The organism is Streptomyces sp. NPDC059499, assembly GCF_042749285.1.
GTDB lineage: Bacteria > Actinomycetota > Actinomycetes > Streptomycetales > Streptomycetaceae > Streptomyces.
The window spans coordinates 1-21,143 of the sequence record NZ_JBHYTT010000028.1; the positions used below are offsets into that span (position 1 = coordinate 1).

At 67.9% G+C, this 21,143-nt stretch carries 21 protein-coding genes and 5 pseudogenes; 16 read left to right on the forward strand and 10 right to left on the reverse strand.

What is annotated here, in order from left to right:
- A pseudogene (locus ACFW9O_RS35720) lies at positions 1–233 on the forward strand (transposase); the annotation flags it as partial.
- Between the two features lie 135 nt (positions 234–368).
- A pseudogene (locus ACFW9O_RS35725) lies at positions 369–1,312 on the forward strand (IS5 family transposase).
- Positions 1,313–1,339: 27 nt separating this feature from the next.
- Here ACFW9O_RS35725 and ACFW9O_RS35730 read toward each other — a convergent pair.
- Entirely contained in the window at positions 1,340–1,966 is a 627-nt protein-coding gene (locus ACFW9O_RS35730; protein ID WP_384615333.1) for a hypothetical protein, read from the reverse strand.
- 1,298 nt (positions 1,967–3,264) lie between these two features.
- On the opposite strand from ACFW9O_RS35730, the gene ACFW9O_RS35735 reads away from it, so the two are divergent.
- The 3 genes from ACFW9O_RS35735 (at position 3,265) to ACFW9O_RS35745 (ending at position 4,772) form a co-directional block, all read left to right on the forward strand.
- On the forward strand, positions 3,265–3,672 hold the full coding sequence (locus tag ACFW9O_RS35735) for a hypothetical protein (protein ID WP_384615260.1): 408 nt from the start codon (positions 3,265–3,267) through the stop codon (positions 3,670–3,672).
- Positions 3,673–3,704: 32 nt separating this feature from the next.
- Positions 3,705–4,280 (forward strand): asparagine synthase-related protein, encoded by a 576-nt coding sequence (locus ACFW9O_RS35740; RefSeq protein WP_384615261.1) that lies wholly within the window; start codon positions 3,705–3,707, stop codon positions 4,278–4,280.
- 147 nt (positions 4,281–4,427) lie between these two features.
- A complete protein-coding gene (locus tag ACFW9O_RS35745; protein WP_384615262.1) occupies positions 4,428–4,772 on the forward strand; it encodes an asparagine synthase-related protein in 345 nt (114 codons plus the stop codon).
- On the opposite strand, the gene ACFW9O_RS35750 is transcribed toward ACFW9O_RS35745, so the two are convergent.
- Entirely contained in the window at positions 4,761–5,780 is a 1,020-nt protein-coding gene (locus ACFW9O_RS35750; protein WP_384615263.1) for a saccharopine dehydrogenase, read from the reverse strand. The two genes, ACFW9O_RS35745 and ACFW9O_RS35750, sit on opposite strands and share 12 nt — an antisense overlap.
- Before the next feature lie 221 nt (positions 5,781–6,001).
- Between ACFW9O_RS35750 and ACFW9O_RS35755 the strand changes: the two genes are divergently transcribed.
- Positions 6,002–7,525, forward strand: coding sequence for an RICIN domain-containing protein (locus tag ACFW9O_RS35755; protein WP_384615265.1), 1,524 nt, complete (start codon positions 6,002–6,004; stop codon positions 7,523–7,525).
- A gap of 52 nt (positions 7,526–7,577) precedes the next feature.
- Here the strand turns inward: ACFW9O_RS35755 and ACFW9O_RS35760 are convergent, their stop codons facing one another.
- Together ACFW9O_RS35760 and ACFW9O_RS35765 are read right to left on the reverse strand one after the other, a co-directional pair.
- The gene (locus ACFW9O_RS35760; protein ID WP_384615267.1) at positions 7,578–8,078 is read right to left on the reverse strand and encodes a hypothetical protein; all 501 of its coding nucleotides are present in this window, start codon (positions 8,076–8,078) and stop codon (positions 7,578–7,580) included.
- Positions 8,079–8,116: 38 nt separating this feature from the next.
- Positions 8,117–9,211 carry a hypothetical protein gene (locus ACFW9O_RS35765; RefSeq protein WP_384615269.1) on the reverse strand — a complete coding sequence of 365 codons (1,095 nt, stop codon included), beginning with the start codon at positions 9,209–9,211 and terminating at the stop codon, positions 8,117–8,119.
- Between the two features lie 371 nt (positions 9,212–9,582).
- Here ACFW9O_RS35765 and ACFW9O_RS35770 point away from each other — a divergent pair, with 371 nt between their 5' ends.
- Together ACFW9O_RS35770 and ACFW9O_RS35775 are read left to right on the forward strand one after the other, a co-directional pair.
- On the forward strand, positions 9,583–10,311 hold the full coding sequence (locus ACFW9O_RS35770) for a hypothetical protein (RefSeq protein ID WP_351177984.1): 729 nt from the start codon (positions 9,583–9,585) through the stop codon (positions 10,309–10,311).
- 67 nt (positions 10,312–10,378) lie between these two features.
- The gene (locus tag ACFW9O_RS35775; protein WP_384615271.1) at positions 10,379–12,208 is read left to right on the forward strand and encodes an FG-GAP-like repeat-containing protein; all 1,830 of its coding nucleotides are present in this window, start codon (positions 10,379–10,381) and stop codon (positions 12,206–12,208) included.
- A gap of 187 nt (positions 12,209–12,395) precedes the next feature.
- On the opposite strand, the gene ACFW9O_RS35780 is transcribed toward ACFW9O_RS35775, so the two are convergent.
- Both ACFW9O_RS35780 and ACFW9O_RS35785 read right to left on the reverse strand, forming a co-directional pair.
- Positions 12,396–12,557 (reverse strand): hypothetical protein, encoded by a 162-nt coding sequence (locus ACFW9O_RS35780; protein WP_384615272.1) that lies wholly within the window; start codon positions 12,555–12,557, stop codon positions 12,396–12,398.
- A 2-nt stretch (positions 12,558–12,559) separates the two neighbouring features.
- Positions 12,560–13,291 (reverse strand): hypothetical protein, encoded by a 732-nt coding sequence (locus ACFW9O_RS35785; RefSeq protein ID WP_384615273.1) that lies wholly within the window; start codon positions 13,289–13,291, stop codon positions 12,560–12,562.
- Positions 13,292–13,369: 78 nt separating this feature from the next.
- On the opposite strand from ACFW9O_RS35785, the pseudogene ACFW9O_RS35790 reads away from it, so the two are divergent.
- Positions 13,370–13,576 (forward strand): annotated as a pseudogene (locus ACFW9O_RS35790) (ISAs1 family transposase); the annotation flags it as partial.
- A gap of 170 nt (positions 13,577–13,746) precedes the next feature.
- Entirely contained in the window at positions 13,747–14,115 is a 369-nt protein-coding gene (locus ACFW9O_RS35795; protein ID WP_384615274.1) for a VOC family protein, read from the forward strand.
- Positions 14,116–14,230: 115 nt separating this feature from the next.
- On the opposite strand, the pseudogene ACFW9O_RS35800 reads toward ACFW9O_RS35795, so the two are convergent.
- Positions 14,231–14,377, reverse strand: a pseudogene (locus ACFW9O_RS35800) (IS5/IS1182 family transposase); the annotation flags it as partial.
- A 165-nt stretch (positions 14,378–14,542) separates the two neighbouring features.
- On the opposite strand from ACFW9O_RS35800, the gene ACFW9O_RS35805 reads away from it, so the two are divergent.
- On the forward strand, positions 14,543–15,838 hold the full coding sequence (locus ACFW9O_RS35805) for an MFS transporter (protein WP_384615276.1): 1,296 nt from the start codon (positions 14,543–14,545) through the stop codon (positions 15,836–15,838).
- 134 nt (positions 15,839–15,972) lie between these two features.
- On the opposite strand, the gene ACFW9O_RS35810 is transcribed toward ACFW9O_RS35805, so the two are convergent.
- Complete coding sequence (locus ACFW9O_RS35810) at positions 15,973–16,380, reverse strand: PPOX class F420-dependent oxidoreductase (RefSeq protein WP_384615277.1); 408 nt, start codon at positions 16,378–16,380, stop codon at positions 15,973–15,975.
- 180 nt (positions 16,381–16,560) lie between these two features.
- Here ACFW9O_RS35810 and ACFW9O_RS35815 point away from each other — a divergent pair, with 180 nt between their 5' ends.
- Positions 16,561–17,172 (forward strand): hypothetical protein, encoded by a 612-nt coding sequence (locus ACFW9O_RS35815; RefSeq protein ID WP_384615334.1) that lies wholly within the window; start codon positions 16,561–16,563, stop codon positions 17,170–17,172.
- Between the two features lie 297 nt (positions 17,173–17,469).
- Here ACFW9O_RS35815 and ACFW9O_RS35820 read toward each other — a convergent pair whose 3' ends face one another.
- On the reverse strand, positions 17,470–17,826 hold the full coding sequence (locus tag ACFW9O_RS35820) for a hypothetical protein (RefSeq protein WP_384615278.1): 357 nt from the start codon (positions 17,824–17,826) through the stop codon (positions 17,470–17,472).
- Here ACFW9O_RS35820 and ACFW9O_RS35825 point away from each other — a divergent pair.
- From ACFW9O_RS35825 to ACFW9O_RS35835, 3 genes and pseudogenes are all read left to right on the forward strand, one after another.
- Positions 17,802–18,135 (forward strand): annotated as a pseudogene (locus tag ACFW9O_RS35825) (hypothetical protein); the annotation flags it as partial. The gene ACFW9O_RS35820 and the pseudogene ACFW9O_RS35825 sit on opposite strands and share 25 nt — an antisense overlap.
- Before the next feature lie 198 nt (positions 18,136–18,333).
- Complete coding sequence (locus ACFW9O_RS35830; protein ID WP_384615279.1) at positions 18,334–18,939, forward strand: dihydrofolate reductase family protein; 606 nt, start codon at positions 18,334–18,336, stop codon at positions 18,937–18,939.
- A 564-nt stretch (positions 18,940–19,503) separates the two neighbouring features.
- Complete coding sequence (locus ACFW9O_RS35835) at positions 19,504–20,172, forward strand: DUF4232 domain-containing protein (protein ID WP_384615280.1); 669 nt, start codon at positions 19,504–19,506, stop codon at positions 20,170–20,172.
- Between the two features lie 132 nt (positions 20,173–20,304).
- Here the strand turns inward: ACFW9O_RS35835 and ACFW9O_RS35840 are convergent, their stop codons facing one another.
- Entirely contained in the window at positions 20,305–20,526 is a 222-nt protein-coding gene (locus ACFW9O_RS35840; protein ID WP_384615282.1) for a hypothetical protein, read from the reverse strand.
- A 142-nt stretch (positions 20,527–20,668) separates the two neighbouring features.
- On the opposite strand from ACFW9O_RS35840, the gene ACFW9O_RS35845 reads away from it, so the two are divergent.
- Entirely contained in the window at positions 20,669–20,941 is a 273-nt protein-coding gene (locus ACFW9O_RS35845; protein ID WP_384615284.1) for a DUF3253 domain-containing protein, read from the forward strand.
- Positions 20,942–21,143 lie beyond the last annotated feature (202 nt).

Consider the following 21,143-nt stretch of genomic DNA (forward strand, 5'->3'; position numbering starts at 1 on the left):
GATCTCGTCCGCCTTGCGAAACTGCGCTGACGCATCGAACACGACTACCGCGAGCTGAAGACGACGCTCGGGCTCGACCACTTCGAGGGCCGCTCGTTCACCGGCTGGCACCGCCACGTCACCCTCGTCACCGCCGCCCACCTCTTCCTGACCGAACAGCGGTCCTGCCCAAAGTCCCTGCCAGGGTGGCCTGACCCTCTACCAGGCCCTGGACCTCCTCCAACACCTGCTAGCCACCTGGACCGGCACCTGCTCCACCTGTCGGCAACCCACCCCATGGCAGACCTACGACACCACCTAACAAAGCCCTACTAGGAACTGTCCGGTCGATCATGTGACTGTCGCCTGGTCGGATCGTTGTCCCGCGTATGGGGCGGGGTGAACGAGGGAATCTGTCGAACGAGGAGTGGGAACGGTTGCGGCCGTTCCTGCCTGTCAGCAACGGCCGATGCGGGCGGTGGCGTGATCACCGGCAGGCGATCGACGGGATCTTGCACCGGGTGCGGACCGGGGTGCACTGGCGCGACCTGCCGGAGCGGTTCGGGCCGTGGAATACGGTCTACGAGCGCCATCGGCTCTGGTCTGCGGACGGCACCTGGGAACGGCTGCTGCAGCAGGTACAGGCTGAGGCCGATGTGGTGGGCGAGATCGACTGGGATGTCTCGGTGGATTCCACCATCGTGCGCGCGCACCAGCACGCGGCCGGCGCCCGCACCGACCCGCCGCCAGCCCTCGGTGACTCAAAAGCGGGCAAGATATTGGAACACCAGGACGAAAGTCCGTGGCAGAGCCTCGTCGGCCGACTGGTGGAGGTGGTGCGGGAGGCGAGGGCCTGGGCCGCTCGCGCGGCGGCTTCACCAGCAAGATCCACTTGAGCGCGGACGGCTCCTGCCGCCCGCTGTCTCTGATCGTCACGCCCGGGCAGCGAGCCGACTGCACCCAGTTCGTTTCGGTGCTGGAGAAGATCCGGGTCCCCCGCCGCGGGCTGGGCAGACCCCGCAAGAAGCCCCACAGTGTCGCGGCCGACAAGGCATACAGCAACGGTCCCTGCCGTCAGTACCTGCGGCGGCGCGGCATCCGGCACACAATCCCGGAGAAGGCCGACAGTCAGGCCGCCCGTCTACGCAAGGGATCTCGAGGCGGACGGCCACCGTGGTTCGACGAGGAGCGGTACAAGAAGCGCAACACCGTGGAGAGGGCAATCAACAAGCTGAAGAACTCCCGCGCCGTCGCGACCCGTTACGACAAGCGCGGGTACGTCTTCCTCGGCACTGTCACCGCGGCCGCCCTCGTCATCTGGCTCCGCACATGATCAGTCAGCTCGTCCGGGACCTCCCCATCAGCGACCCGAAAAGCCCCTTGCACGGCCGGCGAGCCAGACGGCGACACGCTGCTTTTTCTCGCGGTTTGCGTAGGGCCTGTCGTAACGCGTGATCCATTCCAGGTGTCGCAGGACGTTCTCTGAGCGGCCCGGGTGATGCACCACGAGCACGTCGATGCCGGTCTCGCCCGTCGAGGCTTCGAGGTACACGCTGCCGTCCAGAGCCATCATGCCGAAACCCGGGTGGCCCGCGTGCACGCCCAGAAACGCCGATGCCGCGCCTCGGCCCATGATGTCCCAGTGATCCAGCAACCGGACCCGGGCCCAGAGCGCCGGTGCAGTGTTGCCGCTGTGCAGGTGCTGCAGAGCGGCCCGGTGCGAACGGGTGCCCTGTGGAAGCTGCACGAGGAACTCCCGCTGGAGGTCGAAAAGGCCCGAGGAGACCGCCAGGTCGTACCAGTCCGCGTTGAGGCGCTCGACCAGCCGCGAGGTGTCGTATCGGTGCGAGAAGCCTCCGGCCACGTCCTCCGCACCGTATCCGCGGACGAATGGCATCGTGCCCGCTGGCACAGCATTGGGGATCACCTCGAGGCCAGCTCGCAGCAGAGGCCGGTATACCTTGCGGTCACGTTCCTGAATACCCATCGACCCATGTTCTATCAGGGCCAACAGCCCCCAGGCCCGCCGCTTTCCTCCACCTCCACGTGATTGGCCGGACAGCTCCTCAAAGGCGACGGCGTGCACCACGCCATGCTCGGCATCGCTCGACTGCACAACCTCACCGTCGGCGGGTAGTCAAGCAGCCCGCACGTCAAAGATCGTTTACGGGACAGCCCCTTAGCCGCATCGGCTGGCGACGTCTTGCGTCCCTGCCCGGACAGGCTGGCCGATAGCGCGAGGGCGTTGCCGTCTCACTCCCAGCTGGTCTCCGGGATGTGGTTGTGAGAGTGGGTGCCCCAACCGGCGCGATCATGCCTGGAGCAGCGATCGGCAACCATCCTTCCCAGGACCGATCCGGCCACCACAGAGCTCCATGCTCCTCATGAAGATGATCATGGAGAGCCATCAGCGCAACCGGATCCGTGACCCGCGTGAAGACGTAGAAGGGCCACTTCTTCCGACCAGTGAAGATCCGGGTCTGCCTGATCCTCCACGTACTCATGAACACCCCCATGTCGAGGCCGACATCATGCGGCATCCGTCAGGATCGCTCTCGGCGGTTGATCATTCTGTTAGAGGTTCTCAGGGCTCAGGGCTCAGGGCTCAGGGCTCAGGGCTCAGGGATGAAGGCTGTAGGTTCCGCAAGTTCGCGAGCAACCGCAGCCCACTCACGCTACCCAGCGTTACTTCGCGAGCAGAGCTCGCGGAGGGTATTGCGGCGTGGCGGCGAGCAGGCCGCGCGCCTGGCTGGTTGCTGCTAGTCGCGGCTGAGGGGGAGTTTTAAGTGTCGCGAGGATCGCCGGTTTCGGTAACCGGCGATCGTCGTCTATGTTGCGGAGGCTGGGGACCAGCGACCTCGGTCCGGGGCTGGACGTGCCGCCACAGCTCGACGGAAGTGTCCACGTGACGGAGACCGACGCGAACATCCGCCGGGCTGAGCTTGTCAGGACGGACCAGCCTCCGGGAGCACGAAGCCCTTGCTCGGGGCGGGCCAGGGCTTCACCGCCTATGCGGCCCGCCTCGTCCACCTTGGTGACGACCGGACGAAGGCACAGCTTCGAGTGCCTGGCGCGGCTGACTGGCTGCCCCTCATTCGAGTGCTTGGAGGCGCGGTGGGTTCCGTCGCGGCGGACGCAGGTTGTTTGGTGACGGAGTTCGTGTGCGATGACGCCAAGAGTGGCGACGCCCGCTGAACCAGATCGGTACTGCGGGCCACCGCCCATGGCGGACCAGCGGAGTGCCGGTACGACGTCCGTTGTCAGCTTCAGGAAAGATGACCGAGTATGTGTGGAATCGTTGCGGCGGTCGGTGAGGTCAGTGTTCCGCTGTGTCGGGAGATGCTGGCCCGGATCGCGCACCGCGGCCCGGACGACTCGGGCGAGACGCGCCGCGGAGATGTCTGGCTGGGCCATCAGCGGCTCTCCATCATGGATCTGCAGGGTGGCCACCAGCTGCTCGTGGGGCCTGACGGCCGTTCCTGCCTTGTCACCAACGATGAGATCTGCAACCACCGCCGGCTCAGGGAGGAACTGGGTCCTGAACGCTTCATGACGGGCTCCGACAGCGAGGCGGCCCTGCACGTGCTGCTGGATGACGGTCCCGCCGGGCTGATCCGGCTGCGCGGCATGTTTACCCTCGCCTACGTGGGCGAAGCCGGCTCGCTCCAGGTCGCCCGCGACACCCTGGGGTGAAGTCGCTGTACTGGGTACGCGGGGATGACCGCGTGCTGTTCGCCAGCGAGCTGCGTGCCTTCGATTCCGCCGACCGTCCATGGGCGGAGAGCTTCCCTCCGGGATGCTGCTGGACCCGGAAGGGTGGGCTGGTCCGCTTCGCTGACGCCGTCCCGCCCCGGGTTCGCCCCGCCCGACGCCCGCAGGTTCCGGCCACACCGGGTCTGTGGGACGAGGCACTGCTCAAGGCGGTACGCGAGACGGTCGTCACCGCGGTGTCGGACCGGATGATGAGCGACGTCGGCATCGGTGACTTCCTCTCTGGCGGTCTTGAGTCGGCGATCGTCACGGCCGTGGCCGCGGAGTACGGCAAGCGTCACGGTCGCAGCCGGGCGCTGCCGACGTTCGCGGCCGGTAAGCCTGAAAGCTCCGATCTGCTGGCCGCGCGTGTGGTCGCGGAGTATCTCGGCACCGACGACCACGAGGCGGTGATGAGGCCCGAGGAGGCGGTGGCGGCGCTGCCGAGAGCGGTGCGGGCGATCGAGCATTTCGACGTCATCCGGTACGCAGCGCGGTGCCGAACCTGCTGCTTGCCGAGTACGCCTCCCGGCACGTGCATACGGTCCTGACCGGGGAGGGGGCGGACGGGTTGTTCGCCGACTACCCCGACTGCCACCGCGAGCCGTATCTACACCCGGACGCCCTTGCGAGGCTGGTGTCGATCGTGGAGGGGCAAGCTGCAGTGGGAGAATCTGCAGCGCTGCGACCGCACGACGATGGCGTACGGGCTGGAGGCCCGGGTGTCGTTCCTGGACCGGGACGTCATCGAGCTGGCCCTGTCGATCTCGCCGGAGTACAAGATGACCGGTCCCGGCATGGAGGAGAAGAAGCTCCTGCGGGACGCCTTCGCCGTCTGGCTGCCGGAGGAGATCCTGCGTCGCGGGAAGCTCCAGTTCGGCCACGGTTCCGGGGCCAAGGACGCCCTGACGGCAGAGAGCGCTGCTGGCACCGTGGTGGGCGACGCCGAAGAGGAGGCTGCCTTCTACGCGCTGTGGCTCGCCGAGTTCCCCGGTGTCGATCCCGAACGGACTCTGGGCCGTTCAGCCCCGTCAGCCAAGTGAGGCGAGAGCATGGCGGAACGCCCCCTGGCAGCGGTCCCAGACTTCCGAGCCCTCCCGCAGTAACAGGAGAAGGGGCCACAGGTCGGCGGAGAAGGCCCGGCTGGCCTCGGCCGGAACGAGGGAGGGGAGGTTGTCGATGGCGATGATGTCCAGGGGCCTGGGGCCCTCCCGCAGCCGTTCGACGGGTTTGTCCCAGTCGGTGACGTGGTCGTAGACGGGGAGGGCGTTGAGTTCAGATCCCACGTCGCACGTCACGTCAGCGATCACCGACAGCCGCCGCTCGTTGTCGAGGTCTGCCTTCGTCAGGAACGGAGGCACGGGCCGATCGCATCCGATGGCGTTGACGAGGAGGTCGTGTGCGAGCAGCGCGTCACGGTCCAGGTCCCGGGTGTCATCGGACCCCCAACGGGTCGGCCGGATACCGGCCACACCGAGTGCGTCGCAGGCCCCGCGCCCCGTGCGCCCGTCCGCTCCGATCACCACGGCGCTGGCCGCACCCATGCGTCGGCCGGGGGCCAGCCGTCTGCGCAGTTCCTTGCTGGATGAGGGAGCGAGCGGCACCGTCAGCTCGCCCCGGTGCTGGAGAACGGCGAGTGACGCGCCTACGTAGCCCGCCCAGTAGCCGAAGGCCGCGATCCGGCAGCCTTCGGCGTCGAGGAGCTGTTCAAGGTCGAGGAGAGTGCCGCCGCCCGCCGTGAAACGCCGCAGCAGTCGCGGTGCCTCCGGCTGCCCTTTGTAGGCGTGCCCGAAGAGAATGTGTTGATGAATCAGGTTCGTGGGTTCGTCGGGTAGTTCCTTGAGGCCCAGGACGATGTCCGTCTCGGGGCAGTGACTCGCCCAGCTGCCCGGCTGCGCGATCACGCACCCGGCCTCGGCGTACGCGCGGGCGGGAAAGGCGCGCTGCGACGATTCCTCGACCGTCAGGTGCACACCTTCCGCAATCAGCTTGCGGGCGTCCTCGGGCACAAGGGCAGCACGCCGTTCGGTCTGCCGGGATTCGTGTCTCATCCAGATGCGCAGCATGTCAGGCACCGTGCAATTGTCCGCCGCAGGTGGCTGGCCGCACGGCTCGCCGCGCCCGTTCGCCACACCTCTGGGGGCTGAGCGCCGTCAACGGAAAGCGTGAATGCACCCATCAGTGACTTTCCCGACCGGCGACCCCTGTGACTTGCTGAGATCAATGTACAACCGGCTGTAGCGAGCGGTCGGTGAACAGCGAAGGGACGACAGTGAGCACTCCACAAGCGGCAGCCACCGGCAGCGAGGAGTCGGCACCTCGGATCAACACGGTCGCGGGGACGGGGGTAGCGGGGTTCAAGGGAGACAACGAGCTGGCCGTCGCGGCTCAGCTGAATCGTCCGTACGGCATCGCGCTGGACAGCACCGGCAGCCTCTACTTCTCCGACTACAACAACCACCGGGTCCGGAAGATCAGTACCGACGGCAAAGTCAGCACGGTCGCCGGCACCGGGGCTGGCTACCGGGGTGACGGCGGTCCTGCTGCCTCGGCGCTGCTGAACTGCCCGCGCGAGGTGGCGGTGGACGCGGGGGGCAGTGTCTACGTCACTGATGCCGCGAACCACCGGGTTCGGGTGATCACCCCTGATGGGAAGATCGACACAGTTGCCGGAACGGGCGTCGCGGGGTTCAGCGGTGACGGAGGTCCGGCCTCCAAGGCGCAGTTGAACTATCCGTTGGGGGTGGCGGTGGACAGCTCCGGCGCTCTCTACATCTCCGACCACAGCAACAACCGGGTGCGGAAGGTCAGCACGGATGGAAAAATCAGTACGGTCGCGGGGACCGGCGTAGCGGGATACAAGGGAGACGATGGCCCGGCGGCTTCCGCGCAGTTGAACCGCCCGTACGCCTTGGCGGTGGATGACGCGGACATCCTGTACATCACCGATGGGAACAACCACCGCGTCCGCAAGGTCGCGTCCGACGGGACCATCAGCACGGTCGTCGGTAAGGGCACCGCGGGATTCAGCGGTGACGGCGGCCCGGCGACCTCTGCACAGCTGAACCTGCCACTGGGGGTGGTGGTGGACAGCGCCGGCACCCTCTACATCTCCGACTACAACAACCACCGAGTCCGGAAGGTGACGCCGGACGGGCAGATCACTACGCTCGCCGGCAAGGGCACTGCGGGTTTCGGCGGCGACGACGGCCCGGCCGCAGCCGCCCAGCTGAACAACCCGTTCGGGCTCGCTGTGGACTGTGTCGACACCCTCTACATCGCCGACCACCTCAACAACCGGATCCGGAAGATCGCGTCGCAGAGGATGGCCGGGCTTCCCGAGTCGGGCACCGTGGTCTCCTGGGCCAACGTGCGCAGTAGGCTGCGGATGGGGGTCTTGCGTGAGTCCACGAAGGATGGCGCCGAGATCCACCAGTCCCTTTCCTCCTCCAGGGCTCACCAGCAGTGGCGGCTGATCGCGACAGGTCAGGACGGCGGCGACATTCTGTACCGGATCGAGAACCTGCGCAGCGGCAAGGTCCTGGAAGTCGTCGGAGGGGGAACGGCAGACGGGGCGGTCGTCGTGCAGCGGGCCTACGAGGGCAACGGTGTGGACCACCAGCAGTGGCGGCTGATCCCGGTGGGGTCGGTGGCCGACACCCCGCGGGTCTATGAGATCGCGAACCGCAACAGCGGTCTGCTGCTGCGCGTCGACACCAACGCCCCTGCCGTGGTCAAGCAGTACGGGGCGCAGGGCGACCACCGCGACCGGCAGTGGCAGCTGCTGCCTGTGTGAACGCACGATTGGTCAGGGGCGGTACCGCCCCTGACCAATCGGATTTGTGAACCTACTTGGAGTCGGACGGCTTCTCGGCGGTGGCCTTGGGCGCCTTGGGGGGCTGATCTGCCTTGGGCGATGCCGGGGCGTCCGGTGCTTTGAAGTCGTCCCTCTTCGGTGCCTGCAGGCCCTCGTCCTTCTGCAGGTCGCTGTGCCGGGTCACGGTCTCGCTGGACTTCTCCATGCCGGCGGCCGCCGCCGTGGATACCGAGCCGGGGTCCTGGGCGTAGGCGGCCTGGGTGCCGGCGGATGCCTGGGTGGTCTGGATGAAGGAGGCGAGGAAGCCAAGGATGGCCCGGGCTTCGGGCGCCTGTTCCTGCACGATTTTCGCCCGGTGGGACGCACCGTGGATCCCGCTGGTGAACAGGCTCGTGGTCGTGTCGTCGTACGTGTCGTCGTCAGCGTCCTCGAAGTCGACGCCCGCTCCCGGTCGCGGCTTGTCGCGGCCGGTGGTCACCGAGAAGAGCCCCGCGCCCGTTCCGGCGGAGTCGAAGACGTTTTTGAGCACCATGGTTGTCCCCTCTGGTCGTCGTGGCGGCAGCCTGCCGGTCACGGCTTCTTGTACAGGTCTCGTTCGCTGTCGGTGAGGCTCTCGCCGTCGAACATCGTGTGGTGGACCTCCAGGGCGGAGACGACCTCGGCCAGCCCCTTCATGCGGAAGCCGCCGCCCGCCAGGTCGAGGTCGCTGATATCGCGGGCGACCAGCTGGTCGAGCCGGGGATAGTCGTCCGGCTGCGGCGGCGATAGGACGGACACCGGTACCGCGTACTTCACCGCGAGCAGCCCGGAGAAGGTCACCGGGATCTCGTAGGTGTATTGCTTGAGGGCCCGGCGCTGCGTGACGATGGTCTCCACGCGGGAGCCCGGCGGGACCGTGCCGGAGATCTGGGACTTCGACGCCCAGCCGGTGGACAGGGACCCGCCGACGGAGGCCGCGATGCCCTGAGCCAGGGCGGCATTGAGGCCCGCTGTGCCGGAGGCGCTGCCCGTGGTGGTGAAGTCCACCGAGCCGGTCATCGAGGCCGATGCGGAGTTCGTCATCCCGTTGCTCACCGCCGTGTCGACCGTATTGGCGTTGTCCACGCCCACACTGTCCTTGCTGTTCTTGTTCGTCACCGTGTTGGCGTTCTTGTTCGCCATCTCATTCTTGAGCTGCGTCCCGAGCTGCCCCTGCAGGTTCAGGCCGAGCTTGTTCTGCAGCTGCAGCTGCAGCTGCGCGCTGACGTTGCCGCCGAAGGTGAGCTTGGTGTCTCCCGAGAGTGACCAGGTGGCCCCGTTCGACACGGTGAAGTCGACCGAGTCGCTGAAGTTCATCGGGGACTGGCTGCGGTTGACGTAGGTGCGCGAGGAGAACGTGTCGGGCGGCGGCTGTGTGATGTTGCGCCGCTCCTCCATCAGCGGCTCCCCGAGGTTCATGTAGGCGAGCCAGCCCAGTTGGTACGCGGTGCCGGGGAAGGACCCGAAGCTCGACTTGTTCACGGAGAACCCGACAGGCTTGTGCCGCACCCCGTACTCGTCGACGTAGACCAGGTTGGGGTGCTCCAGGATGGACTGCCAGGTCTGCTCGATGTTGAGTTCCCGCAGGTTCTTCTTCGTCAGCGGCTGGCGCTTGGCCCGTTCCAGGTTGTACGCGTTGGAAGGCAATTTCTGTCCTCGACTGATCTGGCTGAAACCGCACTCGGCGAAATGGCGAAAAGGGAATCTGCACGCGCTCCGGCAAATGAAGCTAACAGCGGCTCCCTTGGCCGAGTAGGCACTTCTGCGGATCGCACTCAAATGGGTGGTCAAGATTCCCTGTCGCCCTTGATCACCCGATCGAGACCCCTCTGGCCTTCCATCGCAGCGCGGTGACCTAGAATTTTGCCACTTTGATCACATTTGCTTCGGTCGCATATTCGGTTATGGAGCCCCCCTCTCCCGTGCACGACCGGGCGGGCGGAATGCTGCGTGATAAACCATTTCACTGAACGACTGAGGCGTTGTTCCCCACATCGAGAACAGGTGAGGTTTCCGCGATGTACACCCAAGAACGCACGGCAATGGCGAATTTGGTGGTCGGCGGCCCGGTGGCGGTGAACAGCTACGACAACGCCATCGTGGCCGCCCTCGTCGAAAACCGGCCGGTCATGCTCGTCCACGCCTTCAACGGCGGATACCTGCGACCCGCGGAACTGGCTGCGAGCAGCCACGACAAGGGCGTCAAACTGGCCACCGCGCTCGACCCGGCCACCAAGGACGCGCAGGGTCACCTCTGGCACATCACCCCCGGCGGCTTCTTCGGCCAGCGCCCGCTGTACTTCATCGAAAGCGCCGCGGGCCAGGTGACACCCCCGCCCGCCGGCACGGCAGGCACGGCAGATGCGGACGCCGGTCGTGGCGACGACGGAACCCCGAAGCCGCAGCGCAGGCGCGTCACCGTCCACCAGGACGCCCCGCAGAGCACGGCCGACACCCTGCAGGTGGGCCTGCCCGCCAAGGTGGCCGACAAGTGGCGCGGCAAGAATGGTGCGACGGAGGACACCCAACTGTGGATCGTCACCGTGACGCCGTGGGGCGGGATCACCTTCGTCCCGATCACCCACCCCGACGCCATCCTCGGGTTCAAGGACCACACCGTGGCGAAGGACAGCGAAGCGCGCCTCACCTACAACTGGGGCGGGGACTTCACCGGGACGGTCATCAACACCTTCTACCCGCGGCTGCCCAACGAGTGGGACGTCCCCTACCACCACGTCTTCACGTGATCCGCCCCCACCAACGAGTCACTCCCGTCCCGAGCCGTCGCACCAACCGCCTGGAAGAGGCACCACGATGCCCGTGCCCACGCAAGAACTGAAGCTGGAGATCGTCAACGCCGCCACAGGCCAGCCCCTCGGCGCGAAGGCCACGCCGGCCGCGGACGGGACGCTCGTCGTCCGCGACTACCCCAAGGACGGCCAGCGCCCGGAGCTGTGGCAGTTCACCCCCGTGCCGGGTTCCCAGGACGACCCGGCATACGTCATCCGCAACACGGCCGGCAGCAAAGTGCTCGACACCCCAGCCGCCGCAGGCCAAAGCGTCCGCCAGTCGGACGCCTCGGGCAAGAAGGGCCAGCAGTGGCGCCTGGTCCCGGTCGAGGGCGAAGCGGGCCTCTACTTCATCGAAGGCGCGGCCGACGGCGCCGTTCTCGACCTCGACGCACCCGGGAAGGACGACACCCGGATCGTCCTCGGCGAGTACGACGACCTCGCGGAGAGCCAGCGGTGGCGATTCGTCCCGGCCGAGCCGGAGCGCACCAGCGACCTCGTGCTGGACTGGGCGCCGCTGAGCCACTGGAACAGCCGCCAGTCCTGGCGATTGACCCACCACAAGAGCGCCCTGCGGCCGGCACCCGACGCGACGCCCTCCTTCAGCAACGTGCTGCTGGTCCTGGAGAAGTTCGGAAGCGACCAGGACACCGCCGTCTGGAAGAACGACGCGGTCACCCCTTCCCCCAGCGGGGAACCGGGGCGCTGGGCGGGTGTCGGTGCGCGGTTCCTCGCCGACACCAAGGGAACAAGGCGAGCCGACATCGTGGGGATCAGATCCACGAAGGGAGCCGTGACCTCGTCCAGCCGGGGCGACGGGACGTTCGAGGACGAACGCCCGCTGCACCAGGGGGTGGCCACTCCGAACTCGGCGGATTTGTGGTCAGTCGTGGATCTGACGGGCAACGGCAAGCCCGACGTGGTCGCCCTGTGTACCGGCGGAGTCCGGGTATCCGCACAGGACGAGGACGGGGGGTTCACACCCGAAGGCGGCGAACTGGTCCTCAAGGCGTTCGGCCATGGCAAGCAGGCCGGCAGTTGGCTCGTCGACAAGCATCCGCGCTTCCTTGCCGATGTCACCGGCGACGGCAGGCTCGACATCGTCGGCTGCCACGACGACGGCCTCTGGGTATCCCTCCAGGACGAGGAAGGAAAGTTCGCACTGCTCTCCGACGAACCCGTCCTCCGGGCGTTCGGCCACAGCGAGGGGGCCGGTGGCTGGCTGGTCGACAAGCATCCGCGCTTCCTCGCGGACACCACCGGTGACGGCAGGCTCGACGTCATCGGCTGCCACGACGACGGCCTCTGGGTATCCCTCCAGGACGAAGAAGGAGTATTCGCCGAACCTCTGTACGTTCTCGACGATTTCGGGGTCGACCAGGGCTGGAGCTCGGTCAGGGAGCACCCCCGGTTCGTGGTCGCCACCACCAGCGGCGGGGTACCGGACATCGTCGGCTTCGGCCCGCAGGGCGTCACCGTCGCACGTGGACGCGGCGATGGCACGTTCGAGCCCTCCCAGCTCGTCCTGAACGACTACGGGCAGGCCCAGGGGTGGACGGGCCAGAAGCACCTCCGGCTCCTGGCCGACGTCACCGGCGACGGGACCCCGGACATCGTCGGCTTCGGCAACGAGGGCGTCTGGGTATCGCACAACAAGGGTGATGGCGCCTTCGAGCAGGCCCAGCTGGTATGCCGAGGATTCGGATACAACGACGACGCGGGTGCCTGGCGGGTCGACCGTCATCCCCGGTTCCTCGCCGACATCACCGGCGACGGCCGCGTCGACATCGTCGGTTTCGGCGGCCCGGGCGTTCACGTCGCCCGTAACCTCCACCGCCGCTTCAGGACCCGGTGACCCTTCAGGCACCTACAACCCACCACGGAACACGTGCACGACCGCAACACGGGCCCATGATGGGCCACGAAAGCGCCTGTCTGTGCAGGACTAGGCCCTTCTGCGCCTGATCTGCTTAGTCGTGGCCCTTCACCCTCGGGTCTCGGGCCGGGGCGTTTCGCCCCGGCCCGCCGTCTGGCTCACGCATTCATGCCAGTGCGGGAGCGACGTTGGCACGGTGCGGCATTCGCTGGTCGAGCAGGCCGAAAAGGCGGTGTGCTTCTTCGAGGAGCGCCTGGCCGCGTGGCGTCGCGGCGACGGGGCGTGTGCGGTGGTTGAAGATCTCGAATCCGGCGGCGGTCTCAAGCATCTTCAGTCGGCCGTTGAGTGACGTGCGGGGGATGCCCAGGGTGAGGGCGGCCGAGCGACGTGTCCGGGGATCAGGAGGGCGATGCGCAGCCATTCGGGTCCGCCCTGGCGGGTGCTGATGTGTTCCATCGGTGCTGACAGGGGGATGCCTAGGTCCGCGAAGGGGCTCGGTTGCCAGGCCGGAGGTGCTCTGTGGCCGGCCGGATGGCGGGGGATGCCCCAGGTGTCGAGGAGCGGGGAGACGTTCGTGGCGGGGGCGGCCAGTTCGCGGGCGATGTCGGCCAGCGTTCTGCCTTTGACGTGGTACTCGGTGCGCAGCCATGCCGGATCGACGGACTGTTTCAGTTCGCCAGGTGCGCGGCGGGGGCGCAGCGGGATATTCGCCTGCTTCAGCGCGGTCTTGACGACGGCGGTGGTACATCCGGCGAGTTCGGCGATCTGCAGCTGCTGGAGGCCCTGCCGCTGGTGGAGGTCGCGCAGCTTGTCGGGGACCAGGTAGCCCCGCCGCGGTGGGCGGGGGTAAGTACCTTTGTTGTGCGGGCGGGCCTGTGCGCTCAGACCGCGGCTCTCCATCAACAGGCGCAACTGGTGCACCGTGAGGCCGAGCGTCTGCGTGACGTCCCGGGCCGTGGAGTCGGGGGTCAGCGGGGCGCGGACGCGCTCGATGAGGAGGTCCAGAGCCGGTTGCGGCAGAGTGATGGTGTCGAGCCAGTGTGCGGGTGGCTCCCACGTCACTGGCTCATGGGTGATGTGGTGGGCGGCGAGGTTGCGGCGCGCCTGCTCGTTGAGGAAGGCGAGGATCTCCGGGTGGGTCCGGGCGAGAAGAACCTGCGCGGCGTCCTGGGGCGGCCCGATCCCGGTGAGATCGGCGCGGCCGGTTACGACTACCTTCGGCCTTTGCTGTCCCGCAGTCCCGCCAGCCGGAGCCGGTGATGCCCGACGGCGGCACCGGGGTGAACAGCGCCGGCCCACCGGGCGGCCGTCCGCGCCGAGCCGCCGCGGCTCCGGCGGCGGCAGCTCCGCCATCGTGAAGTGGCTGGTCAGCGGGGTCGCGTAACCGCGTTTTGGGGTGCTCGTGCCGGCCGTGGGCGGCAGCTTGTGTCGTAGATCCTGCGGTGGTGGTTTTGCCGATGAGTTCACCGTCCTCGAACGGTCTACCCAGTGACACGACCGTTCTCGACAGGAGTGCCATGTCCACCATCCAGCCCGTGATCCTGACTGCCGACCAGGACGTCCTGCTCGGCTTCTATACGAAGCTGTTCGGCGCCGAGGAGATCTTCCGGGTACCGGAGGAAGGGCCGGCCTTCTACCGCGGCTTGCTCATCGGCGACACCGACCTCGGGCTGGTGGCCAAGACGGACCTGGAGACCGGGACGGCGCCACGGATGCTGCTCAGCATCGGGGTCGACGACGTCGACGAGACGCTCGGCCGCGTGGAGGCTCTGGGCGGCTCGGTCCGCAGCGGCCCCAGCGACATGCCGTGGGGGCAGCGCGTCGCCCACATCAAGGACCCCGACGGCAACCCGGTGAACCTGACCCAGCCGATCCCGGCCGTGTGACGCGGTTCCGGGGGCATGTGCTGATCGGCCCTCCTGCCGCTCCCCCCAGCAGCGCAGGAGCTGGTGGCAGCCCACGGGCATGCGCGTGCCCAAGACGCGGGGGAGCTCCGACCGAGCCGCTCCGGCTGCCTCGCTTCTTGCGGTGCGCGGCCTGGTCCTTCTTCTCCGGGGCGACGGCCTTGAGGCCGCGCCTGCGCATGTAGGCGCGGTTGGCGCGGGAGGGGTACGCCTTGCCGCTTCCAGGATCTCGCCCAGGACGGCCCCACCGGCAGCAGGATCCCCGGCCTCCTCATCCGCGACGTCCGGAGTACCCCGGCCCGCTCGTAGCGGTTGACGGCGGCGGCCCCGGTCCGCCGCCGGAGAGTCATGACATCCGGCAAATAATTCCGTTGTACGGGGACGACGTTGTGGGAGATCATGCGCGCTTGTGACCTCGCGAGCAGATGAACCCATCCACGACGCGGCCCTGCCCGCCGCCGTTGTGGCTGTCACCCCCTCCACCCCGGTGCACCGGGACGGCAACGTCCTTCGCTGGCTGATCGCCTACACCTTCTCCGTGGTCGGCGACGCCGCCTACTTCGTGGCGCTCGGCTGGGCGGCGCAGAAGGTGGCCGGACCGGCCCAGGTCGGCCTGGTGATGGCGGTCGGCGCGATACCCCGGGCGATCCTCATGCTCGGCGGCGGTGTGATCGCCGACCGGTTCGGCCCGCGCAGGGTGGTCATCTCCTCCGACGCGGTCCGTGCTGTGGTGATCCTCGCGGCCGCCGCAGCGCTCGCGTTCAGCACCCCCGGCCTCTGGTTGCTCGTCGCGCTCGCCCTCGTCTTCGGCGTTGTGGACGCCCTGTTCATGCCGGCGGTCGGAGCCATGCCGCCTCGGCTCACCGGCCGCGACCAGCTGATGCGGGTGCAGAGCCTGCGCAATCTGGTGCAGCGGTCCGGCCACATCGCCGGTCCGCCGCTCGCCGGGTTCTCGATGGGGCTCGGCGGCCCCGCCGCCGCGTTCGCCGTGACTGGTGTCCTCTTCACCCTCTCGCTGTTCCTCCTGGTCGCGGTCCGGCTCGCCCCGCTGTCGCCCGAGGAACAGCCCGCCGCGGACTCCACCGCCCGCCGCGACCTGGTCGACGGCGTCGTCTACCTGCGCCACGAGCCCGTCGTCGGCCCGCTCGTCCTGTCCGGACTGCTCTCCATGATCGGCTGCATCCCGCCGATGGCGATCGGCGTCATCATGCTCGCCGAGGAACGCGGCTGGGGACCCTCCGGCGGTGCCTGGGTGAACGCCGCCCTCAGCACCGGTGTCTGCACGACCTCGCTCCTGCTCGTCGTGCGCGGCCGCTTCCCCCGGGCCGGCTACTGGCACAACATCGCCCTGCTCGTCGCCTCCGCCGGCATCGGCCTGATCGGCGTGATGCCGAACCTCCACCTAGCGGTCGCCGTGGCGCTCGTCGCCGGCCTGGTCTCCGGCCTCTGCGGCGGTCTTGCCATGGCCCTGATGCAGGCCAACACCGCCCTCGCCTTCCAGGGCCGGGTCGCCGCCGTCCAGGCGCTCAGCGCGGTCGGCATCACCCCGGTGATGTTCCCGCTCTTCGGCCTCTTGGTGGAAGGGTGGGGCGCCGGCCCCACCTTCCTCCTCTTCGGCTGCATCAGCATGCTCGGCGCCACGGTCTCCACTGCTTCCCACGCCGTCCGCCATGCCGACCTGCACTTCAAGAAGACCGCGGCCTGACTCCGGCCTCCGGCCGGGGCCGCAAAGGCCTGTGTGACGTTGTGATCCACGGGGTTCGGGGCGGGCGGGCCAGGAGCCCGCAGGGTCTTTCCTACGAGCCCCTCCGGGGCTGCCAGGTGCGCTGCGCGGGCGTGTCAGATCGAGCCGACGACCTTGCGCGGGGTGATACGGATGACGACGCGGTCGGCGTCGTCCTTCGACGCCGGGTTGAAGTCCGAGTAGTCCTTCCCCGTGTACTTGCGCGAGAGTGTGTCGATCAGTTGCTGGCCGCCTTCAGTGGTCAGCGTGGCCGAACCGCGGATCTCGGCGTAGGTGTAGGGCGCGTTCGCGGGGTTGATCATGACGGTGATCCGGGGATCGGTACGCAGGTTCTTCTCCTTGCGACGGCCGGTGGTCGTGGAGACCAGCAGATCGTCGCCGTCCCTGGCGAGCCAGGTGATGGACAATTGCGGGCTGCCGTCGGGCTGAATCGTGGCCACGGTCGCGAAGACCGGGGTGTCGTCGATGAGCTTCTTCAGGTCGTCGGAAAGTTCGGCGGACACTGGACGGGTTCCTCTCCTAGGCCGATTGCTGTCCCGGACCGACTGCCCGTCAGCGCTGATCAGCAACGGACAGCCTGCAGAATTGTGGTTGTCTCCTGCAAGTTCCGGTGATCGGGTGGTACGCCGACAGGGGCCTCCGGTCGCGGGACGGGGCGGGCCTTGTCGTATCCAGGCCGGCGGATCGGGCACGGGAAGGTTCACTCACGCGGCCGAGTCCGGTCCCGGTCCTCACTCCAGCTGGCCTGGGTCCCGGCAGGACAGAGCAGTATCCTGCTTCTGGTCCTCATCTTCGTCGTGCCCCTGCAGTCAGTCGCTGGACTGTTCGCCTTCCTCGCCCGCGACGCCGGCGCCGGCACTGCAATGCTCCTCCTCGGTGGCGCTTGGGCCGGAACGAGCGTGACCTCCCTCGACTCCCCACCGGGCCGGCCAGTGGTGGCACAAGCAGTCCTCCTTCTGGCGCTGGTTCCCTTCGTCCTCGCCCTCGCGGGTGCGGCGGCGCAGTCGAAGCCTCTGTTCGCGGTGCTACTCACCCTCACCGCACTGCGCTTCGGCCTCACAGGCCTTTATGAGGCGGGCCTGGGAAACGCACTGCAGGTCGCGGCGGGCTGGACGGGTCTCGGTATCGGTGCCTACGCGTTGTACGGCGGGCTGGCGCTCCTCGTGGAAGACGGCAAGCAGCGCACCGTACTGCCACTGTTCCGGCGTGGCGCTGCCCGCAGGTCCATCGAGGGCGGTCTTCGTGAGCAGCTCAGCGTCGCGCAGCAGGAGGCTGGAGTCCGCCACCAGCTGTGACGCCGGGATGACGGGCCGGCCCAGGGCAGGAAGCCCTCTGCCCAGCCATGGCTGCTGAACTCCCAAGAGGCCGGGACAGCGGGGCCAACCGCTGTCCCGGCGAGGCTGTTCGGTTCAGCTCTTGCCGCCTTCGGCCGGTGGGTCGTCGTGCGGCAGCGCCAGGATCCGCAGCACGGCCGGGGCCACCGGTGGCGCCTTCCTCGCCAGAACGCGCGGAACGGGGCTGGGCCATGAAACTGACTTCCTTCGGCGAGAAGGTCATCGCGGCATCCGCACCCTGCCGGGCCAGTGCACGAGTCAGTCCTGATCCTGAGCGTCATCGGGCCTGAACCGGGAGTCGATGTTGTTCCGCGTGAAGCCGTCCTTCCAGCCCGCCCTACCAGCCGCCCAGCCGAGCACGGCAGTCAGGACATTCTCCTGGGAGATGGTTCGCGTCTGATAGTGCTCGGCCGCAACGCCGTCCCGGAATTCGAGTTGGTACGTATTGTCGTCACGCAGCAACACCTGGGCATACCAGCTGCCCTCCAGGTCCTCCTCCGCGCGCTCCAGGACCAGATGCGCGTTTCCACGCTGGAGGTTGGCCAGCATTTTCCCTATCGCCGGCTTCGAGGGCTTCTTGACCACTCGCCCTGCCTCATCAGTTGCGATCAGCACGCCTTGATCCTCCAGCACGACTCCGACATTGCCAGCGGCTCCCCGTCGACTGGCTCCAAGCGCACCCTCGCCACCGAGGCGACGCACCACCTTTTCCCCACGCTCGTGCAGCGGCTCACGCATCGTCCCGAGGTGCTGTTGCAGTGGAGGTGCCGGTAACTGCTGACCGTCAGCACCGGTGAACAGATCTAGGGGTCTCCTCGACGTCCTTCCTGACACCTTGGACAAGATCCCGGGGACCTTCGACACGGCGTCCAAGAAGGAGTCGTCAGCCGCATCGAGCAAGTAGAGACTGTGCGGCCTTGGGTGTAACGGATGGCAGCCGCCTCCGACGTCCCCGTGCAGCTGCAGCTGCAGCCTGCTGGACCGTCTGAGGAAATGACACCGCTCCGAGACAGTCGCCAGCCGATGCAGCGTCCTGAATTTTTCCGTACTCCACAGCGCGGCCGATGAGTTTGTGGCTCCCGGCCGGTCCAAGCTCGTGACACCCCAGGAAAGGACACCGCCATGTCGGAGCTTCTCGTCGACTTCATCACCTCCCTCGACGGCCATGCATCGGGAGAAGGATGGCCCGGGTTCTGGGGCCTCGAGGGCCCGGAGTACCTCGCATGGCTCGGCGAGCAGCCCGAAGCCACCTACCTGATGGGAGCGAACACCTACCGCCTGATGTCGGGCTTCGCCGCAGGCGAGGTCCCGAGTAGCCAAGACGAGTTCAGGCCCGAAGAAGAGGCGTCCGTCGACGAGCTCACGCAAGCGTCCAAGGTGGTGTTCTCCTCCTCACTGGAGGAGCCACTGACGTGGGCCAACTCCACGCTCGTCCGCGACGACGCAGTCGATGCGGTCCGCGCCATGAAGTCCAGCGGCTCGGGGCTCCTCAGCACGATCGGCAGCCTCAGCCTGTGCCGGTCCCTGCTACGAGCAGGTCTCGTCGACCGCTTCCGGGTCGTGATGTTCCCGGTGATCACCGGGGCCACGGGCGAGGAACGCATCTACGACGGCTATCCGGACGTTGCCCTCGAGATGATCGACCACCGCACCTTCGACCGCCGCATCCAACTGGCCGAGTACAAGCCCCGCGTGCTCGAGCACCCGCCGCTCGGCGCCCCTGCGTGACGCCGCCCCGTCCGCCGGTCCGGACGGCCGCCAAGCCGCCGCCGGCGGGCGCGGAGCCGTCCGGAGCTGCCCGCGCTGCACTTCCCGTCACGGCAGGGTGACCAAAACGCCGATGGCCTCACCCCAACCATGCGAGAGGTCGTCAGGCCCCTGCGGGAGGGCCGCTTCGGCCTGCGGGCCTCCCCGTCGTCTCTGTCCCTGCGGCGGGCGCACTTATCCGGCAGGTTCCCCCAACCCCGATACGAAGCCGGTCGGCCTGGGTCGGCACCCAGCTCGTCCTTGGGGTCGATCCGCTTCTCCGCCACTGTGCACAGGTGGGCCCAGTTGTCGCCCGTACCTCGACCGCGCCGCCGTGAACGCCGACCTCACCCTGCTCAGGGCCTCGCCGAGCCGGGCCGACCCGTGTGTACGGCCACCGCTCGATGCCGGGTACTCCCTCGCAACGACCGCCGTCACAATGTCACGAACCTGTTCGAAGACCGCTCCCGCTCGGTGCGATCAATCGGCAGCACCGCTCCCATGGGGCACGATCACCGGGACATTCCAATTCCCGGGGGACTTCTCATGGCTCACACAGCTCGTTCACGCCGTACCACCGCCGCACTTGCCGCTCTGTCGATCGGCATCCTGGCCCTGACCGCATGCAACGGTGACGCCGAGAACGACGTGGCCACCCCGGGCACGCACGCGAGCCCTTCCGCTACGGGTACGGACAAGGGCACCGACACGCCCTCGTCGGCCGACCCTGGTGACGGCGGCAGCGGGAAGTCCTCCGACAGCCCCAGCACCCCGCCGTCGTCGCCGAAGCCCGGGGCCGACGACGATCAGGACGGAGGTGTCGGCATGTGCGAGACGGCCGACCTCACCTACAACGTCACCGTCGCGTCCAGGCCGGTCAACCACGCCTTGCTGACCGCCGCCAACAAAGGCAGCGACCCCTGTCTGCTGTCGCCGAACGAGCTGGTGATCACGTTTCCGGGACTCGACGGCGCCGCCGGGCACATGGGACCCGCCGGCAAGGACTGGATTCTCAAGCCCGGCGAGAGCGCGTATGCCGGGATCATGTTCTCGCGCGCCGACACCGCGGGTGGCAAGAGCGCCGACAAGGTGGAAGTGGCAGTCGCCGCTTCCGAGAGCCCGATGACCGTTCCGGTCAACGATGGCCCCGTCACGGTCAACGACAGCCAGGTCACCAGCTTCTTCGGTACCGCCGAGGACGCGCTGACCTACTGAGCTCTTTCAGCGTGGCCACGGATCGGGTGACAGGCTCGACGCCCGCGACGCACGAGGCTCCTGTGGCGCTGAGGGAAGAGGCCGTTTGGCTACTCACCACGGCGCAGGTCAGGGGTGATGGGGCACTGATGTTCAGCTGATGGCTGGGTCCACTGGCTCCGCAGCGGAGTCATGGACCAGTTCGGCGAGCTGCACGAGGTAGTTGTACGTCCCGGTACGCCCCTGGAGCCGCAGGAGGTAGGACCGGTCGGAGCACTGGTAGATCTCGCGGCGGCGGATCTTCCAGCGAGTGTGCGTGTATGCGTGCGCCGCCTGCAGGAGAGCAGCCGTCGCCTCTTGGGCCGGGGAAGCCACGGAAGGCCACAGCTGTTGGCGCAGTGCGTCAGCCTGGCGCGGGGGGAGAGTACAGCCAACGCTTCAAGGGCGGCAGCGGGTGCGAGTGCGCGTGCGCGAGAACAGCCTCTGGCCGCCCGCTCCAGGGTGCGACACTGGGGGAGTGGAGGACGACGAGCGGCAGATGGACCGATGCTTGGAACGGACCATTCTGGAGCTGTTGGAGCGGCGTGACCCGAAAGCCACGATCTGCCCATCCGACGCCGCACGGGCGGTCTACGAAGGGGAGGGCGACGGCTGGCGCGCGCTGATGGAGCCGGCACGTCACGCGGCCCACCGGCTGGTCGATGCCGGTGAGGTGGAGATCACCCAGGGTGGTAGCCCCGTCGAGCCCTCGAAGGTCCGCGGCCCGATCCGCATCCGTCGCGCCCGCTGAGTCCGTCCCGCTCGTGTGGCACCCGGCCGGACGGGTGCCATGAGGCGCCCCTGACCTCCGGCTCCGGGAAGCGGACAGATCGCGTACGCGCCGAAACTCACGGATACGCGCGGAGAAGCAAGAACGAGGCGTCATGGACCAGGGGGAAGATCGCGGTTGACCGCGTGTCCTGATGTCGTCCGTCCGAGCCGCAGGACAGCAT